At 42.4% G+C, this 16,446-nt stretch carries 14 protein-coding genes; 3 read left to right on the top strand and 11 right to left on the bottom strand.

All coding sequences use genetic code 11. The features are described from left to right. Positions 1 to 73: 73 nt before the first annotated feature. The 4 genes from lspA to murJ all read right to left on the bottom strand — a co-directional run bounded on the left by lspA (position 74) and on the right by murJ (position 6,070). Positions 74 to 580, bottom strand: a complete 507-nt coding sequence (gene lspA, locus HGG78_RS00665; RefSeq protein WP_172531816.1) for a signal peptidase II — start codon at positions 578 to 580, stop codon at positions 74 to 76. A gap of 17 nt (positions 581 to 597) precedes the next feature. Beyond that, a complete protein-coding gene (gene ileS / locus HGG78_RS00660; RefSeq protein ID WP_172531815.1) occupies positions 598 to 3,438 on the bottom strand; it encodes an isoleucine--tRNA ligase in 2,841 nt (946 codons plus the stop codon). A gap of 62 nt (positions 3,439 to 3,500) precedes the next feature. After that, positions 3,501 to 4,436, bottom strand: a complete 936-nt coding sequence (gene ribF, locus HGG78_RS00655; RefSeq protein WP_172531814.1) for a bifunctional riboflavin kinase/FAD synthetase — start codon at positions 4,434 to 4,436, stop codon at positions 3,501 to 3,503. 71 nt (positions 4,437 to 4,507) lie between these two features. Beyond that, positions 4,508 to 6,070: a murein biosynthesis integral membrane protein MurJ gene (gene murJ / locus HGG78_RS00650; protein WP_168523170.1), complete on the bottom strand. Its 1,563-nt coding sequence runs from the start codon at positions 6,068 to 6,070 to the stop codon at positions 4,508 to 4,510. Positions 6,071 to 6,327: 257 nt separating this feature from the next. Here murJ and rpsT point away from each other — a divergent pair, with 257 nt between their 5' ends. Next, complete coding sequence (gene rpsT, locus HGG78_RS00645) at positions 6,328 to 6,588, top strand: 30S ribosomal protein S20 (RefSeq protein ID WP_053311233.1); 261 nt, start codon at positions 6,328 to 6,330, stop codon at positions 6,586 to 6,588. Positions 6,589 to 6,752: 164 nt separating this feature from the next. Here rpsT and HGG78_RS00640 read toward each other — a convergent pair whose 3' ends face one another. Both HGG78_RS00640 and nhaR read right to left on the bottom strand, forming a co-directional pair. Next, a complete protein-coding gene (locus tag HGG78_RS00640; protein WP_172531813.1) occupies positions 6,753 to 7,046 on the bottom strand; it encodes an ArsR/SmtB family transcription factor in 294 nt (97 codons plus the stop codon). A gap of 273 nt (positions 7,047 to 7,319) precedes the next feature. Next, on the bottom strand, positions 7,320 to 8,210 hold the full coding sequence (gene nhaR, locus HGG78_RS00635) for a transcriptional activator NhaR (RefSeq protein ID WP_172531812.1): 891 nt from the start codon (positions 8,208 to 8,210) through the stop codon (positions 7,320 to 7,322). A gap of 387 nt (positions 8,211 to 8,597) precedes the next feature. On the opposite strand from nhaR, the gene HGG78_RS00630 reads away from it, so the two are divergent. Beyond that, entirely contained in the window at positions 8,598 to 9,746 is a 1,149-nt protein-coding gene (locus tag HGG78_RS00630) for a Na/Pi symporter (protein WP_053311236.1), read from the top strand. A gap of 72 nt (positions 9,747 to 9,818) precedes the next feature. Here HGG78_RS00630 and HGG78_RS00625 read toward each other — a convergent pair whose 3' ends face one another. From HGG78_RS00625 to rppH, 5 genes are read right to left on the bottom strand one after another with little or no spacing between them, the layout of a single operon-like run. After that, positions 9,819 to 10,670: a thymidylate synthase gene (locus tag HGG78_RS00625; protein WP_172531811.1), complete on the bottom strand. Its 852-nt coding sequence runs from the start codon at positions 10,668 to 10,670 to the stop codon at positions 9,819 to 9,821. A 9-nt stretch (positions 10,671 to 10,679) separates the two neighbouring features. Then, the gene (lgt, locus tag HGG78_RS00620) at positions 10,680 to 11,492 is read right to left on the bottom strand and encodes a prolipoprotein diacylglyceryl transferase (protein ID WP_172531810.1); all 813 of its coding nucleotides are present in this window, start codon (positions 11,490 to 11,492) and stop codon (positions 10,680 to 10,682) included. 45 nt (positions 11,493 to 11,537) lie between these two features. After that, the gene (locus HGG78_RS00615) at positions 11,538 to 12,329 is read right to left on the bottom strand and encodes a TSUP family transporter (protein ID WP_172531809.1); all 792 of its coding nucleotides are present in this window, start codon (positions 12,327 to 12,329) and stop codon (positions 11,538 to 11,540) included. 8 nt (positions 12,330 to 12,337) lie between these two features. Next, positions 12,338 to 14,584, bottom strand: coding sequence for a phosphoenolpyruvate--protein phosphotransferase (ptsP, locus tag HGG78_RS00610; protein ID WP_172531808.1), 2,247 nt, complete (start codon positions 14,582 to 14,584; stop codon positions 12,338 to 12,340). Between the two features lie 2 nt (positions 14,585 to 14,586). After that, a complete protein-coding gene (gene rppH / locus HGG78_RS00605; RefSeq protein WP_172531807.1) occupies positions 14,587 to 15,099 on the bottom strand; it encodes an RNA pyrophosphohydrolase in 513 nt (170 codons plus the stop codon). Positions 15,100 to 15,717: 618 nt separating this feature from the next. On the opposite strand from rppH, the gene mutH reads away from it, so the two are divergent. Then, positions 15,718 to 16,383, top strand: coding sequence for a DNA mismatch repair endonuclease MutH (gene mutH, locus HGG78_RS00600; protein ID WP_053311242.1), 666 nt, complete (start codon positions 15,718 to 15,720; stop codon positions 16,381 to 16,383). The last annotated feature ends 63 nt before the right edge of the window (positions 16,384 to 16,446 follow it).

Below are 16,446 nucleotides of genomic sequence, written 5' to 3'. Positions count from 1 at the left end.
TACGAAGAGTAAACAAAAAGCGCCACCTGAATCAACAGACAGCGCTTAGGGTTATTCAATTTTCTGTCGATACTTACTTTGCATCGTCTTTTTTACGAAAACCATCCAAGATGATCATCGCAGCACCAATGCAGATAGTACTGTCTGCTATGTTAAATGCTGGCCAGTGATGATTACCCCAGAAAAAATCAAGATAATCAACAACAAAACCATGCACCACTCGGTCAAAGACATTACCGACTGCACCGCCAATAATCATCGCATATGCGATGTTATTCCACTTTTCTCGCGCCGGTAGTTTACTCATCCAGTACGTCAGTAAAGCAGTGACTACAAAGGCAATACCTGAAAATAACCAACGTTGCCAACCAGCTTGGTCACTTAAAAAACTAAATGCAGCGCCATAATTATGCACATACAGAAGGTTAAAGAATGGTAGAACCTCAATGCGATTCTCCCAACCGTAACCCATGTTTTCCATCACCAGCAACTTAACGCCAACGTCAACGGTAAACACCAGCAGCGCTAGCCATAGCCAGCGCACGCCCGATTGTTTTAATGTAAGCGTCTGCTCAGTCATATTGAATCCCGATATTATTAAGCGAACTTACGTACTTCGCCGTCACCATCAAGGTTCGACACGCAGCGACCACAAATAGTTTCATGGCCAGCAATAGTGCCAACATCTGGAGTGTGGTGCCAACAACGATCACACTTTTCAGCTTCAGTAGCGTTGACTTGAACAAACAAACCTTCGATATCAGCCGCATGAGCCGCTGCTGTTTTTTCACTAACAGGCTTAACTTCAGCTTTTGAAGTCAGCAACACAAAGCGCAACTCATCTTCCAATTTGTTGATTTTCGCCGCCAGAGTGTCATCAGCATAAAGTGTCACTTCCGCTTGCAGCGCACCACCGATGATTTTCTCTTTACGAGCATCTTCAAGTAATTTGTTTACTGCACCACGAACGTTTTGGATTTCAGCCCAAAATTCGTTATTCAACTCTTCACCTTCGGCAAGATCAAACAGACCTTGATACCATTCACCCGTGAATACAAACTTATCACGTGCGCCTGGCATTTCATTCCAGATTTCATCAGCGGTGAATGACATGATTGGAGCCATCCAACGAACCAAAGCTTCTACAATGTAGTAAAGCGCCGTTTGGCAACTACGTTGAGCATGACCACCCAATTTCGCTGTGTACTGACGGTCTTTAATGACGTCAAGGTAGAATGAACCCATTTCGATAGAGCAGAAATGCATTAAGCGCTGAGTCACACCATGCGTATTATATTCTTCGTAGGCTTTTACGATTTCTTGTTGAGCTGCAAATGCACGACCAACAGCCCAGCGATCGAGCGCTACCATTTCTTCTGCTGGAACCAAATCGGTTTCTGGGTTGAAACCGTTCAAGTTCGCCAGGAAGAAACGCGCTGTGTTACGGATACGACGATAGGCATCCGCAGAGCGTTTTAGGATTTCATCAGAAACCGCAACTTCACCGGTGTAATCAGTAGAAGCAACCCATAGACGCAAAATATCAGCGCCCAATTTATTAGTCACATCTTTTGGTGAAACCACGTTACCAATAGATTTCGACATCTTACGGCCGTTGCCATCAACCACGAAACCATGAGTTAACACTTGCTTGTATGGCGCTTCATCTTTCATCGCAATCGATGAAATTAACGACGATTGGAACCAACCACGGTGTTGGTCAGAGCCTTCGAGGTACAAATCAGCAGAATGACCGTTGAACTCTTCGCGAGAATCGACCACCGAGTAGTGAGTCACACCAGAGTCAAACCATACGTCTAAGGTATCTAACACTTTTTCATATTTAGCTGCATCTTCTGCGCCCATAAGATCAGCGGCATCAAGATCCCACCATGCTTGAATACCTTTCTCTTCTACCAACTTCGCTACTTTTTCGATAAGCGCTGGGCTATCTGGATGTAGTTCTGCGGTTTCTTTATGTACAAACAGAGCGATAGGTACACCCCAAGTACGTTGGCGAGAAATACACCATTCAGGGCGACCTTCAATCATACCTTCAATGCGGCTTTGACCCCATTCTGGCATCCATTGAACACCTTTGATTGACTCAAGTGCTTTTGCACGCAAGCCAGCTTGATCCATTGAGATGAACCATTGCGGTGTTGCACGGAAGATGATTGGCGTTTTGTGTCTCCAACAATGTGGGTAGCTGTGCTCATAAGCGTGATGATGCAACAACGCCCCTTTCTCTTTTAAAACCTCTAAAACAGACTCGTTGGCTTTGAATACATGTTGACCGGCAAACAGCTCAGTGTCTGGCAAATAAACACCATTAGAACCAACAGGGTTTGCTACTTCAAGGTTATACTGTTTACCAACAATAAAGTCTTCTTGACCGTGGCCTGGTGCTGTGTGAACCACACCTGTACCTGAATCGGTAGTAACGTGATCACCAAGGATCGCAGGAACTGTGAAGTTATAAAATGGGTGATTGAACTGAATAAGTTCAAGATCTGCACCTTTGGCAAACCCAAGGTTATGGAAATGCTCAATACCAGCACGGTCCATTACACTTTTCGCGAGTTCGGAAGCAACGATAAGACGCTGTTGCTGCTGTTCACCTTTCGCTTCAACTTGGATCAATACGTATTCGAGATCATCACGTAGACACACAGCGCGGTTCGCAGGCAGTGTCCAAGGTGTTGTCGTCCAAATAACAATAGAAATATCACCCTGACCAGCATGACCATTTGCTAACGTGAATTTTTCTAGCAAAGCGGATTCATCAGCGGCAGTAAATTTCACATCGATAGAAGGCGATACTTTATCTTTGTATTCAACTTCCGCTTCAGCCAATGCCGAACCACAGTCCGTACACCAGTGAACAGGTTTAAAACCTTTAAATAAGTGCCCGTTGTCAGCAATTTTACCTAATGCGCGGATGATATTCGCTTCTGTGCCGAAATCCATGGTGCGGTACGGTTTGTCCCACTCACCCATGATTCCTAGTCGCTTGAAGCTTTCTTTCTGACCTTCAACTTGACCGGCCGCATACTTACGACATTCGTCCCGAAATTCAGAAGCAGAAATTTTCTGACCAGGTTTCCCTTTCTTCTTTTCGACCATTAATTCAATCGGCAGACCATGACAGTCCCAGCCAGGAACATATGGCGCATCAAAACCAGAAAGGGTTTTTGATTTAATAATAATGTCTTTAAGAATCTTATTTAGTGCGTGACCAATGTGAATATCGCCATTCGCATAAGGAGGGCCGTCGTGCAGTACGAAAGATTTTTTACCTTTCTTAGCTTTACGGATTTCACCGTAAAGATCTTCTTTGTACCAACGCTCAAGCATTTCTGGCTCACGATTTGCCAGATTGCCACGCATTGGAAACCCTGTTTCAGGTAAGTTCAGGGTATCTTTATAATCACTCATCGATTCTTAATTCCGTTATATTGGGCGAAGTTAGACATTATTTAATCGGTGGAATAATCCGATTAATTCTTTAGCTGATGCAACCACACCCTTGCAGCATCAGCATCCAATTCAATTTGTTGCTTTAACGCTTCGAACGATTCAAATTTCTTTTCATCTCGAAGCTTATGTAAAAGTGCCACTTCTAACTGTTTACCATATAAATTGGCATGAAAGTCAAATAAGTGCACTTCAAGTTGCTGACGAACCCCATTGACTGTCGGCCTTTGACCAATATTAGCGACACCGCCAATTGGCTGTTCACCAAGACCAAAAGCCTTAACGACATAAACACCAGAGACTGGTGAAACGCAACGTTTTAATGGAATATTCGCTGTGGGAAAACCAATGGTTCTTCCCAACTTTCGGCCATGAGAAACACGGCCGCTGATACTATAATCTCGACCTAGCATTTGAGCGGCCGATTTAAGATCATCACCTGCTAGAGCATCTCGGATAGCGGTACTGCTCACACGAAATTGCTGTAAACAAAAACTTTGCGTACTGACAACTTCAAAGCCAAATTTAAGTCCGGCTTGTTGCAGCATCACAAAATTTCCCTGACGGTTTTTACCAAAGCAAAAATCGTCACCAACCACCAGAAACTTAACACCCAACTGAGCAACCAACAAGTCACGAATAAAGACTTCCGCATCCAAGTTAGCAAAATGATGGTTAAAATTCACACACAATAAGCGATCAATAGACAATTTACCCAATTGTACAAACTTGTCACGTAGTCGTGTTAACCGAGCGGGGGCATTTTGCTTAGCAAATAATTCCAACGGTTGAGGTTCAAACGTCATTACCACCGAGGGAAAACCTAATAGCTGAGCTTTTTCAGATACTTGGTTCAACACTTGCTGATGCCCTAAATGAACACCATCAAAGTTGCCGATGGTTAATACACAACCATTATGCTGTGATTTAATATTATGAATGCCGCGGATCAATTCCATTGGAAAATGCTTAAAACCTATAATTCTCGATTAACAAGGTGCGAAACCGACGGATTATATACTAATCATCGTTAATCTGTCGCCGCTTTTAAATCTTTTGGCCTTATGCCAAGTACGAATAGACTGACCAAGTAACTCATGGCGCCCATGATAATTAACATCATTAATGTCATAGCTCGTTGGGTTAAATCCCACTCTAACCATTGGCTCATTTCATCAAGTTGCCAAATAATTACCGCCACCATTACCGCACCAGCTATCACTAAACGGATAATAAAACTGATCGTTTTCATCGTCACTTGGTAAACCCCCTGCTGGTGCAATCCTCGGTATAGCAGTGCCATATTGATAAAAGCAGAGAGCGAAGTCGCTAACGCTAAGCCAACATAGCTTAAATGCCATGCTAACATCGCATTAAATACCATGTTCGACACCATAGCGATAATGCCATACCGCACTGGTGTTTTCGTATCTTGACGCGAGTAATAGCCTGGCGCGAGTACTTTGATCAACATAAAACTAATCAAGCCCAAACCAAATGCATATAGCGATAGCGCCGTTTGATTGACATCATTTGGCGAGAATTCACCCCGCATAAACAGCACCATCAGCATTGGCTTAGCCAGTACGATCAACCCAAGCATGGCAGGGATACCAAGTAAACAGACCATGCGCACCCCCCAATCCATCGTTTGAGAAAAGCCTTCACGGTGTGAATCAACATGCTTACGCGACAACGCAGGTAAAATCACCGTTGCAATAGCAATACCGAAAAGACCTAACGGGAATTCAAGTAAGCGGTCAGAATAGTAAAGCCAACTAATTGAGCCTGTCTGTAAAAAGCTGGCAATGAAAGTATCAAGCAATAAGTTAATTTGGCTGACCGACACACCAAACAGCGCAGGTAGCATTAAGGTGCGAATTTTTACGACACCGGGTTCATTCCATCCCCATTTTGGTCGTACAAATAAACCCGCTTTAACCAAAAATGGAATTTGGAATAGAAACTGAACCAGACCACCAAGAAAAACACCGATCGCTAATCCGATTTCAGGCTGCTGCAATTGCGGTGAAATAAACCAAGCAGAACCGATGATCATTACGTTCAAAAAAACAGGTGTAAAAGACGAAACTGCAAATTTACCTAGCGTATTCAGGATCGCCCCAGACAAGGCAACAAAGGTAATAAACCACAAATATGGGAAAGTAATTTTGAGCAGCAGGCTAGCTAACTCAAATTTATGAGCATCAGGTCCATCATTTAGCCAATCTAAAAACCACCCTGCGCCAAACAATGCCGTCACTGCGCCAGAACATAGGATGCCCACTAAGGTCACTAGAGTGACGATAACTCCTAGCGTTCCTGATGCTTTGGCAATCAATTCGCGGGTCTTATTGATATCACCAGAGGCATGATACTCCGTTAATACCGGGACAAAAGCTTGCGAGAATGCGCCCTCGGCAAACAATCGACGTAAAAAATTAGGAATTTTATTAGCAAAGAAAAATACATCGGCACTCGCACCAGCCCCCATTAAATTCGCAACAACCACATCACGAACTAGGCCCAACACACGAGAAATCAACGTCATAGCACTGACAATCATGCCAGATTTAAGTAGGCGTTTGCTCACTGTTACCTCGGAAAACACACCAAAACATCATTATCCTTCACCAGACATAAGGAATGTCAGCGAGAGAGCAGATAAGTATTAGCATTGGAAAAAAAATACTGTTAGAATCCACGCATCTTAACCGCGATGACCTTCCTATACCAAAATTTGTTTGGCCTAGAACGGTTTTTGCACAAATCATTTGACAATTGAGAGCAAATGCGGGATATTCCCTGCCCTTAAATTGTCACCGAACTAAGTTTTTGGGAGTTAGACCCTTGGCAAATAGTAAATCTGCTAAGAAGCGCGCTATCCAAGCTGAGAAACGTCGTCAGCACAATGCTAGCCGTCGTTCTATGATGCGCACTTACATGAAGAAAACCATCGCAGCTATCGCAGCTGGCGATAAAGAAGCTGCAACTGCTGCATTTGCTGCAGTTACACCAATCCTAGACCGTATGGCGACTAAAGGCCTTGTTCACAAGAACAAAGCTGCACGTCATAAGTCTCGTTTCGCAGCAGCAATCAAAGCTCTATAATTTAGACTTGATTCCAAGCGAATAAAAACCGGCTAACGCCGGTTTTTTTATATCTGTACAAAATACACCGCCCCAAAAATAAAGTATTTACTCTAAAATAAACATAAAAAAATCCGAACAACGCCAATGCATCGTATCGGATTCGGCCATTATTTATTTAATAGTTAGTTACAATATAAACCGTGTAATAGTTCAATCATTGCTTTAACCTCGTCACTACTCAATGTGTAGTAGACTGTCTGTGCTTCTTTTCTCGTGTCAACAAGACCATCTCTTCGGAGCCAAGCTAAATGTTGAGAAAGTGCTGATTGACTCAGCTCTAATTTGCCACACAGTTCACCAACAGATAATTCTTGATTATGTAGTAGGCACAAAATCTGTAAACGTCTTTCATTAGCCATGGCTTTTAACAACACAACGGCTTTGGCGGAATTTTTTTCCATTTCTTGTAGGTTCATGAGTAAGCCCCCTTGGAACAACTTCTTACATCAAACACATCACAAGTTTGCATATCTCCAAACCTAACAGGCTATTGGTTACATAGGTGAGGCAAGCACTCACTATATAGTATTAGTTTTTATTCCGCTTACGACTGCGATCATTCAATTAAAATTTTCATAAAAGCAATAGAGGCGTCTAACCTGTTTAGTTTGGTATTGCTTGGCAAGCGATAACTAATAGTTTTGGTGGATGGTGTGATAGTAATCTATTTATCATCAGTAATAAAATGGTCATGCAAACAATTTACTAAAATCTGCGTCACAAACATTTTTCACCGCTGGATGTTGTATCATCCTTTCGGCAAAAATAACGTAGTACTCTTCTTTCAAATCATCAATTTGGCCAATTAATTGCAGCGGAAGATCATCACCAACTTCATTCATATACAGTGAAGGCGCGAGGAAAATAGCATCATGGTGATAACGAGCAAAAGCTTTCATTAGTGCGACATCATCAAATTCACCAAGAATATTCGGCTGCAAGCCTTGACGATCAAACCACTGTAGAACATTGCGCCCCATTGCGGTTCGGCTACCGGGGATCAATAGCTTTCTTTGCTCTAAAATCGCAGGAAAAGAGGCATTACCTAAATGACCAGAGCAGAAAAAACTCATGGGGCTTTCTCCCAGCTTCTTACTAAACAGCCCAGGGCTTTGACTTGAATTAACCGGACAATCCGAGAGGATCATATCCAGCTTATGTTGTGAAAGTTGCTCTAGTAACATTTCATGAGTCGACTCAAAACAGCGTAAGTGGATACTATTATCCTCCGGCACTGTCGTCAGTAATATCTTACTCACTAAACGTTTAGATAACGCATCTGCAACGCCAACATCAAATAATAAATTAGAACGTTGGCTATAATTTACAATATCGAGCATTTCATAGCTCAAGCCAAACATCCGATCTGCATACTTAAACACCAACTGGCCTAACTCGGTTGGTTCAATGCTTCTTCCATTACGCTTAGTAAGCTTGCCATCCATACGCTCTTCAAATGCTTTTATTTGCCCGGTTACCGTTTGAGGTGTAAGGAACAAAGCCTCTGCTGCTTTAGTTACTGAGCCTTGTTTGCATACCATCCAAAAATAGTAAAGATGATTGTAATTGAGGTGAGACATGACTAGGTACTCGATACGATTAATGCAGCGTTTATATCAAACTCAGCATTGATGTTCAATAAACTCGAAAAAACCGAAATATAAACACAATTAGTTATAGCATAACCGATCAATTTCAATTTTAAGATGACAATAACGCAATCAACATACTGAAAAAAATCACTATTTATGATGCTAATCACACACGTTTACAACTCTAAATAAAGCAATACTTTCAATTAGTTAGATAAATAAAACATCATCAAAACACAAGCTACTGCCGATATAAGTATTAAAATAATCAATATCAATATTTCTGTCATATTAATGAAATATTTCCGCTCTACTATCGCTTTCAGATTCAACAACAGACCGCATGATGTAATAAATAGGTCAATGGAGAAAATGATGATTAACCAAGCGACTACTACTGCCGCACCGATTTCGAGTACCACTCGTTGGTTGCGTTGGGCGAACTTGGCATTCATGCTTTACTTACTGTTACTTGCCGTAGCAATGGTGGGTAGTGGCTTCAAATGGGCAACAGGAGATCAAGCAAAGGTTCTTTTTGAATTTGCTTCGCATCCAATCGCGGGGTTGATGATAGGCTTAGTTGCAACAGCGCTGATTCAATCTTCAAGCACAGTAACCTCTATAATTGTCGGTCTTGTGGCTGGTGGCTTGCCTGTCGAGACAGCCATTCCAATGGTCATGGGTGCAAACATTGGTACGACAGTGACTAACACGCTTGTTAGCCTTGGCCATGTTCGCTGCCAACAAGAATTCAAACGTGCTTTTGCTAGCGCAACCATTCATGACTTCTTTAACCTATTAGCCGTACTCATTTTCCTACCGTTAGAAATGATGTTTGGTATTTTAGAGAAAATTTCACACTGGTTAGTTTCACCGTTACTGGCAACTGGTGATATGAGTATGAAAGGCCTTGACTTCATTAAGCCAATAACAAAACCAGTCGTCAGCGGCTTACAATCTCAGCTATCTGTGTTTGGTGACACCATTGGTGGTATCGCACTTATTGTACTTGGTATCGCAACGATCTTTGTTGCTATCACTGCCATGGGCAAACTAATGAAAAGCTTAATGGTCGGTCGAGCTAAAGAATTGCTAAAGAATGCGATCGGCCGTGGGCCACTACACGGTATTCTTTCAGGTTCAATTGTAACCGTATTAGTGCAATCTTCATCCACAACAACAAGCCTAATGGTACCTTTAGTCGGAACTGGTGTACTAAAAGTTCGTGATGTATACCCATTCACGTTAGGTGCAAATATTGGTACTTGTATTACAGCGCTACTCGCGGCTACTGCGGTATCTGGTGAGTTCGCCGTGTTTGCCTTACAAATTGCACTGGTACACTTAACCTTTAATATTCTGGCCACCGTAGTAATTTACGGTATTCCATTCTTACGTGAACTGCCGATTAAAGGCGCTGAAAAAATCGCGGAGATGGCAACTAAGAATAAAGCAGTTGTGGCGGGTTACTTAATTTCGGTCTTCATCGTTATGCCTGGATCAATACTGGCACTGACCGCTTAAACGAAAAATTAGTGAAGTAAAAAATCCCCGCAACGCCATCCGTTGCGGGGATTTTTTTATTAGCTGAAATGATTACACAGAGAACGGATATTGTATCGCTTCATGGCATTGGTACCCTTCCACCCAGAAGTCATCCAATGTCACCCACGTTTCTAAGTCTTGCAATGAAGTGATTTTGGGGTTGATATGAAACTGGGCAGGAGCAAGTGGTTCACGCTTCAACTGAACATCACGCATTAACTCTAGTTGATCTTCGTAAATATGAGCATTCACTATTTTGTGATATGCCACCCCCGCCTTTTTCCCCGTAATTTGCGCCATAATCGCAAGAAAAACGTAGACCTGCACCATATTGAAGTTCAAACCTAACGGAACATCACAAGAGCGTTGAGTGCTGTTGAGATACAGAGTATCGCCTAGAAGTGAAAAATGGTGGTTATACATGCAAGGACGCAAACACCCCATATGAAACTCACCAGGGTTATAAAAATTGAGAATTTCGCCCCGGTCATCAACACCACGAGTTAAGTCATCAACAATTTTACGCAGTTGATCCACATGCCCGCCATCAGGCTTTGCCCATGCTCGACCTTGAACTCCATACACTCGCCCCATATCGTCTTGCCCTTTGCGGTATGGGTTGTTCAACCAGGCTTCGTTAAGGTTTGCATTTGCATCCCAAGTTTTGGTACCCAATTTACGGAAATCCTCAGCGTTATCATAGCCACGAATATAACCAAGTAACTCTGCAACCGCCGCTTTCCAAAAACTTTTACGGGTTGTCACCAAAGGAAAATGGTTACTACCAACATCATAAGTAAGATCTGCATTAACCACCGTTAAACACCGTTTTCCGGTACGCTCATTTTCAATCCAAATTCCGTCGTCTACGATTCGATGACAAAGATCTAAATACTGTTTCACTCTAATTCCTTACTTAGCGATTGCATCTTTGTAGTGGCCACGCTTGTAAGCCCAAACCATCATCAACACTCCCAGAATTACCATAGGTAGAGATAGAATTTGCCCCATGGATATAAACCCACCAAATAAACCTAATTGCGCGTCCGGCTCACGTACATATTCAACAAGAAAGCGAAATGTACCATATCCAGCTAAAAATAGTCCGGAAACCGACCCTAGTGGCCGTGGCTTCTTGATAAACCAGTTAAGGATAAAGAATAAGACAATCCCTTCTAGGGCCATTTCATACAACTGAGATGGGTGACGTGGCACTGGCCCACCATTTGGGAAGACTATCGCCCAAGGCACATCCGTAACTCTGCCCCACAATTCACTGTTCATAAAATTACCTAATCGCCCCATACCAAGCCCAAATGGCACTAATGGTGCAATAAAATCAGCAACCCCAAAGAAAGTGCGACCATTTTTCTTCGCATACCAGAACATCGCACTAATCACACCTAATAGACCACCGTGAAAAGACATACCTCCTGTCCAAACTTTAAAAAGATAAAGTGGATCATCGAGGAACAATTCAAAGTTATAGAAAAGTACGTAGCCAATACGACCACCGACAACTACTCCTAGAAAACCTGCAAAAAGCAGATCAGAGACTTGTTCTCGAGTCCAGCCGCTGTTTGGTTTGTCCGCGCGACGATTCGCTAACCACATAGCAAACACAAAACCGACTAAATACATCAAGCCATACCAACGAATGGAGATTGGCCCAATGGCAATTAAAACGGGGTCAATATTAGGAAATTGAATAAAACCCTGAGACATAAATGCGCTCTCTTATTAAGCAAGTAATAGATAAATGATGACTGATTACAGCAGCATGGTTACCGCTATGCACATAAGGAAAATGGAGAATATTTTTTTCAAGACCACTGTAGGCAATTGACTCGCATAACGGGCACCTATTCTGGTCGTAAAAATAGAGGTTGAGGCAATAGCGACCAATGCTGGCAAATAAACATACCCCAGACTGTACTGAGGAAGATTTTCAACTTGGTAACCATGTAAGATAAAACCTATCATCCCAGAGATAGCAATAACACAGCCACACACCGAAGACGAACCAACCGCTTTACGCATTTCAACACCATGGCGGTTTAAAAATGGCACAGATAAAGACCCCCCACCAATACCAGCCAAGCTAGATACAACACCAATAGCGCCACCGCATAGCATCGTCACCCACGCATTAGGCATGCTACGTGAGGTGGTCGCTTTGATCGATAAAAACATTTGTATAGCGAGGAAAAAAACAATCACACCAAACACTTTAGGAAGATATTGAGTCGGAATAAGTTCAGCGACAATTGAGCCCAGAAAGCCACCAACAATGACACCAGGCATCAACCATTTCACGACAAACATATCTACGTTGCCCAGTTTAAGGTGGTTTAGGGCGGATGATCCTGAAGTAACAATGATGGTCGCGAGTGATGTAGCCAAAGCAAGGTGCATGCTCAATTCAGGAGCAATGCCCGCTATAGGAAGCAAAAACAGCAGCGCAGGAACAACAATTAACCCACCACCGATGCCTAGTAACCCAGCCATAAAACCGACAACAGAGCCCAACAACAAGAGCAAAGACAACAACTCAAAATTCACATCGGTTCCTATTTTTTACCAGCACGGATAAAGCCAGCAAAACCTTTATTTTCAAAATATGAATGCATCATATTATAGATATCATTACCATAAGGTTGCATCAGCGCTTTGTCAGCAAGTGCTTTTAAATGTTTAGATTGAGAATGACGTACCAGATACTTCACTTTAGCCACATTAGACGTATTCATACTTAGCGTCTCATACCCCAAACCAATCAGCAGTAGCGATCCAATAGGATCCCCAGCCAATTCACCACACACACAAACAGGAATATTATGTAGCTTACAGGTATCATGAATTTGCTTCAGTGCTAGCACAACTGCGGGATGCATCGATTCATAGACATCAGCAACATGGGCATTGTTCCGATCCACAGCTAATAAATATTGTGTTAAATCGTTGGTTCCAACCGAGACAAAATCGATCTTATTCGCGATTAATGGGAGTAGATAGATCATCGATGGTACTTCAATCATAATGCCAATCTGTGGCATTACAATTTTCTCATCAACAGCAGAGACTTCTCGGTACGCCTGATGGATAAGGTGCAGTGCATCATCTAGCTCTTTTGCTCCCGAGACCATGGGTAACAAAATGCTTAAGTTTTGATGATCAATACTGGCGCGCATCATCGCGCGCAGTTGAATTAAGAAAATGTCGGGATGATCTAAAGTAAAACGAATACCGCGCCACCCTAAAAATGGGTTGTCTTCTTCGATCGGCAAGTATGGTAATGGTTTATCGCCACCGATATCTAAGGTTCGCATCACGACTCGTTTATCTGGGTACGCATTAAGAACCGTACGATACTGTTGCAACTGCTCCTCTTCAGAAGGAAAACGATGCTGCAATAAAAAGGAGATCTCAGTACGATATAAGCCGACACCATCAACACCTTGATTGATAGCAATATTAGTATCAGCGCTCAACCCTGAATTGAGCAACAATTCGATACGTTGACCATCTAAAGTCACAGGAGCTTCAGCAATGGTTTCATTAACCATCTTAGAAAGCTCTGTTTCTTCATCTGCTAAGGCACGATATTCAGCTAACAGTTGTCGATTAGGCGCAATGAATATTTTGCCACTATAGCCATCAACGATCCCTTGCTTACCATTAATTTCTTTAAGACTAAGCGATACTCCCATCACGGCAGGAATACCCAGTGCACGTGACAGAATCGCCGCATGTGAGTTAGCGGCCCCTTCGATAGAAACCACTGCGAGAAGTTTATCTTTGGGAATGGAAGCTAAAATTGAGGCGGTTAGTTCTCGTACCACCAAAATAATTGGCTTATCCAACTGCTGTTGATCATGTTCACTATTATGCAAGAAGAATAACAGGCGCTGCCCAAGTTCACGAATATCTTGCGCCCTTTCGCGCAAGTACACGTCCGACATTCTGGCAAATCGGTTTGAATAGGTTTCGACCACTTGTCTTAACGCCCAATCGGCGCGATCACCTTTTTGGATCTGACCTTTAAGGTCACTGCGTAACATCGGATCGTTTAATAAGTGGGTAAAAAGATCAAAGATAGCTAAAGCATCTTTATTGATTTCGCTATCTAATTTTTTTCTCAGCCGACGAAAATCACTAAGCGCATTTTCTATCGCTAGTAAAAGCCATTCTTGTTCACGGTCAATATCCAACGTAGAAGCCGGATAAACCTCGGATAACTGAGGTTGAGTGTTATCCCACCAAAACTCACCTATCGCGACACCAGAAGACGCAGCAACACCCATCGTTGCTAGTTGATTCTTTGAAAGTAACCACTGCCCTTGTGTTTGGGCATGAGCAATAATAACCGCCACTTGGGCGGCCAGAGTCACAATAAAAGACTCTTCCATTTCACTAAATAAACGGGGGGACTTCTGCTGAACCACCAGCACGCCAAGCACTCGCTTACGATGAATAATAGGCGTACCAAGAAAGCTGTGATAAACCTCTTCTCCCAACTCTTTGACATATTTGAAATTAGGATGTTTCGACGCTTCAGCAAGGTTGATTAGCTCAGCAGAGCGCTTAACGAAGCCAACCAACCCCTCATCAAAACCGAGATGAATTTTATCGCCTTTGAATTTTAAGCCTTGTGTGGCCATCAATTCTAAGCGCTGCTTTTCTTCATTAGCAAGATAGACAGTGCAACACTCAGTACTCATTGCATTGCACGTTTGCTTAACCAAAATATCCAACGCTTGATAAACGTTTTCTAGCTTAGATACTTGTTCAACTATTTCCCTTAGCTGAGAGAGCATGTCTATCCTCTTCGGTTTTTGCGTTTACCTTTACGTTCTTTAAATGGCATCGCTACTGATGCAAACTCTTTCATCGCCCGGCGATAAACATCGCGCTTAAAAGAAACCACTTGTCTAACTGGATACCAAAAACTTACCCAGCGCCAACCATCAAATTCAGGGGTATTTCCACGTTGCATGTTGATTCTTGATTCATCACATTCCATACGCAGAAGGAACCATTTCTGTTTTTGTCCGATACAAACCGGTTGTGAATCCCAGCGAACTAATCGTTTGGGTAATTTGTATCTTAACCAATGACGACTTGTTGCTATGATTCTCACATCTTTCTTGGTGAGACCAACCTCTTCATAAAGCTCACGAAACATGGCTTGTTCAGGAGTTTCGTCTTCATCAATTCCACCTTGTGGAAATTGCCAAGAATGTTGTCCGTATCGTTTCGCCCAGAATACCTGACCATGGTTGTTACAAATCACAATACCAACATTGAGTCGGTAACCATCGCCATCGATCACTGGCCAACCTCTAATAAAATCTTAATTACTTTGATTTTTCCACATATCCCCAATCGGAGCAAACTTACTAATGTGATTAACACGAGATTTATGTGCTCCCAACAGAAGATTGGATAACTTTTAATCTAAAATGAACTTATCAACAAAATAATGAGAGCACTGCCACATTTATTCACGTTTTCTGTGAGTAACTATGTGAAGAATATCGCTCCAAAGCATAAAAACCGCATAATTCACGATCCAGACCATTAAAAATCAACATGCAAAACAAAAATAATAACAAACAAAAACAACAGGTTAAAATGAAAAAAAACGATACAAGCCTGCTTATGAAACGTATAAATATTGATCTTCTAGCAAGGTGCTCAAAGATCCACCACTTTATTCGTTATCCACACAACAAAACGGAAATTATAGAGATGAGCGTAATTAATGGTCATATCCCCCTTCTAAAACCCCTGTAAATACATACATATCTACCAACTGTATAATATTTTTGAGGTCAACATGTGGATAACTCACTTTTCGATGATCTTTTAGACAAAAGATCCAAACACGACACAACACTACATTAGCTGTTAGATTTGCTACAATCCGACTTTTACAAGTCCAACTATCATGAAACCAGCACCTAAAACCGAACATGAACTGCTGCTTAGGGCGCAAGATATCGCCGGGCTAAGCTTTCGTGAGCTGGCCGAAGAAGCTCAGATGCCGATTCCTCCTAACCTTAAGAAAGACAAGGGCTGGGTTGGACAGCTGTTAGAGTGGCATTTAGGGGCTACCGCAGGCAGTAAACCTCAGCAAGACTTCGAACAACTTGGCATTGAACTAAAAAGTATTCCAATAGGTTACTCAGGCAAACCTCTTGAAACGACGTTTGTTTGCGTCGCTCCCTTAACCGGTGTTCAAGGATTAACCTGGGAACAAAGTCATGTACGCAACAAGCTATCACGAGTTTTGTGGGTTCCTATCGAAGGAGAAAGAGAAATTCCACTTGCCGAACGCCACGTTGGATCGCCATTACTTTGGAGCCCTTCAATAGAAGAAGAGCAACAGCTCAAAAATGACTGGGAAGAGTTAATGGAATTTATTGTGCTAGGCAATGTAGAACAGATCACTGCAAGGCATGGTGAAGTGTTACAGCTACGCCCAAAAGCGGCTAATGGCCGAGCATTAACCGAAGCCTATGGCGCTAATGGCAAACCCATTAGAACCTTGCCTCGTGGCTTTTATTTAAGAACTCAATTTACTGCTACAATTCTTGAGCGATATTTTGTTTAAGCAAGTAAAGCCAGTGGTTGTAAAATAGTTAACAGTTTGATCTCTAGTCACAAATTTCATTTC

It is taken from the genome of Vibrio aestuarianus (assembly GCF_012395185.1).
GTDB classification, from domain to species: domain Bacteria; phylum Pseudomonadota; class Gammaproteobacteria; order Enterobacterales; family Vibrionaceae; genus Vibrio; species Vibrio aestuarianus.
This window is presented reverse-complemented; position numbering and strand designations above follow the sequence as displayed.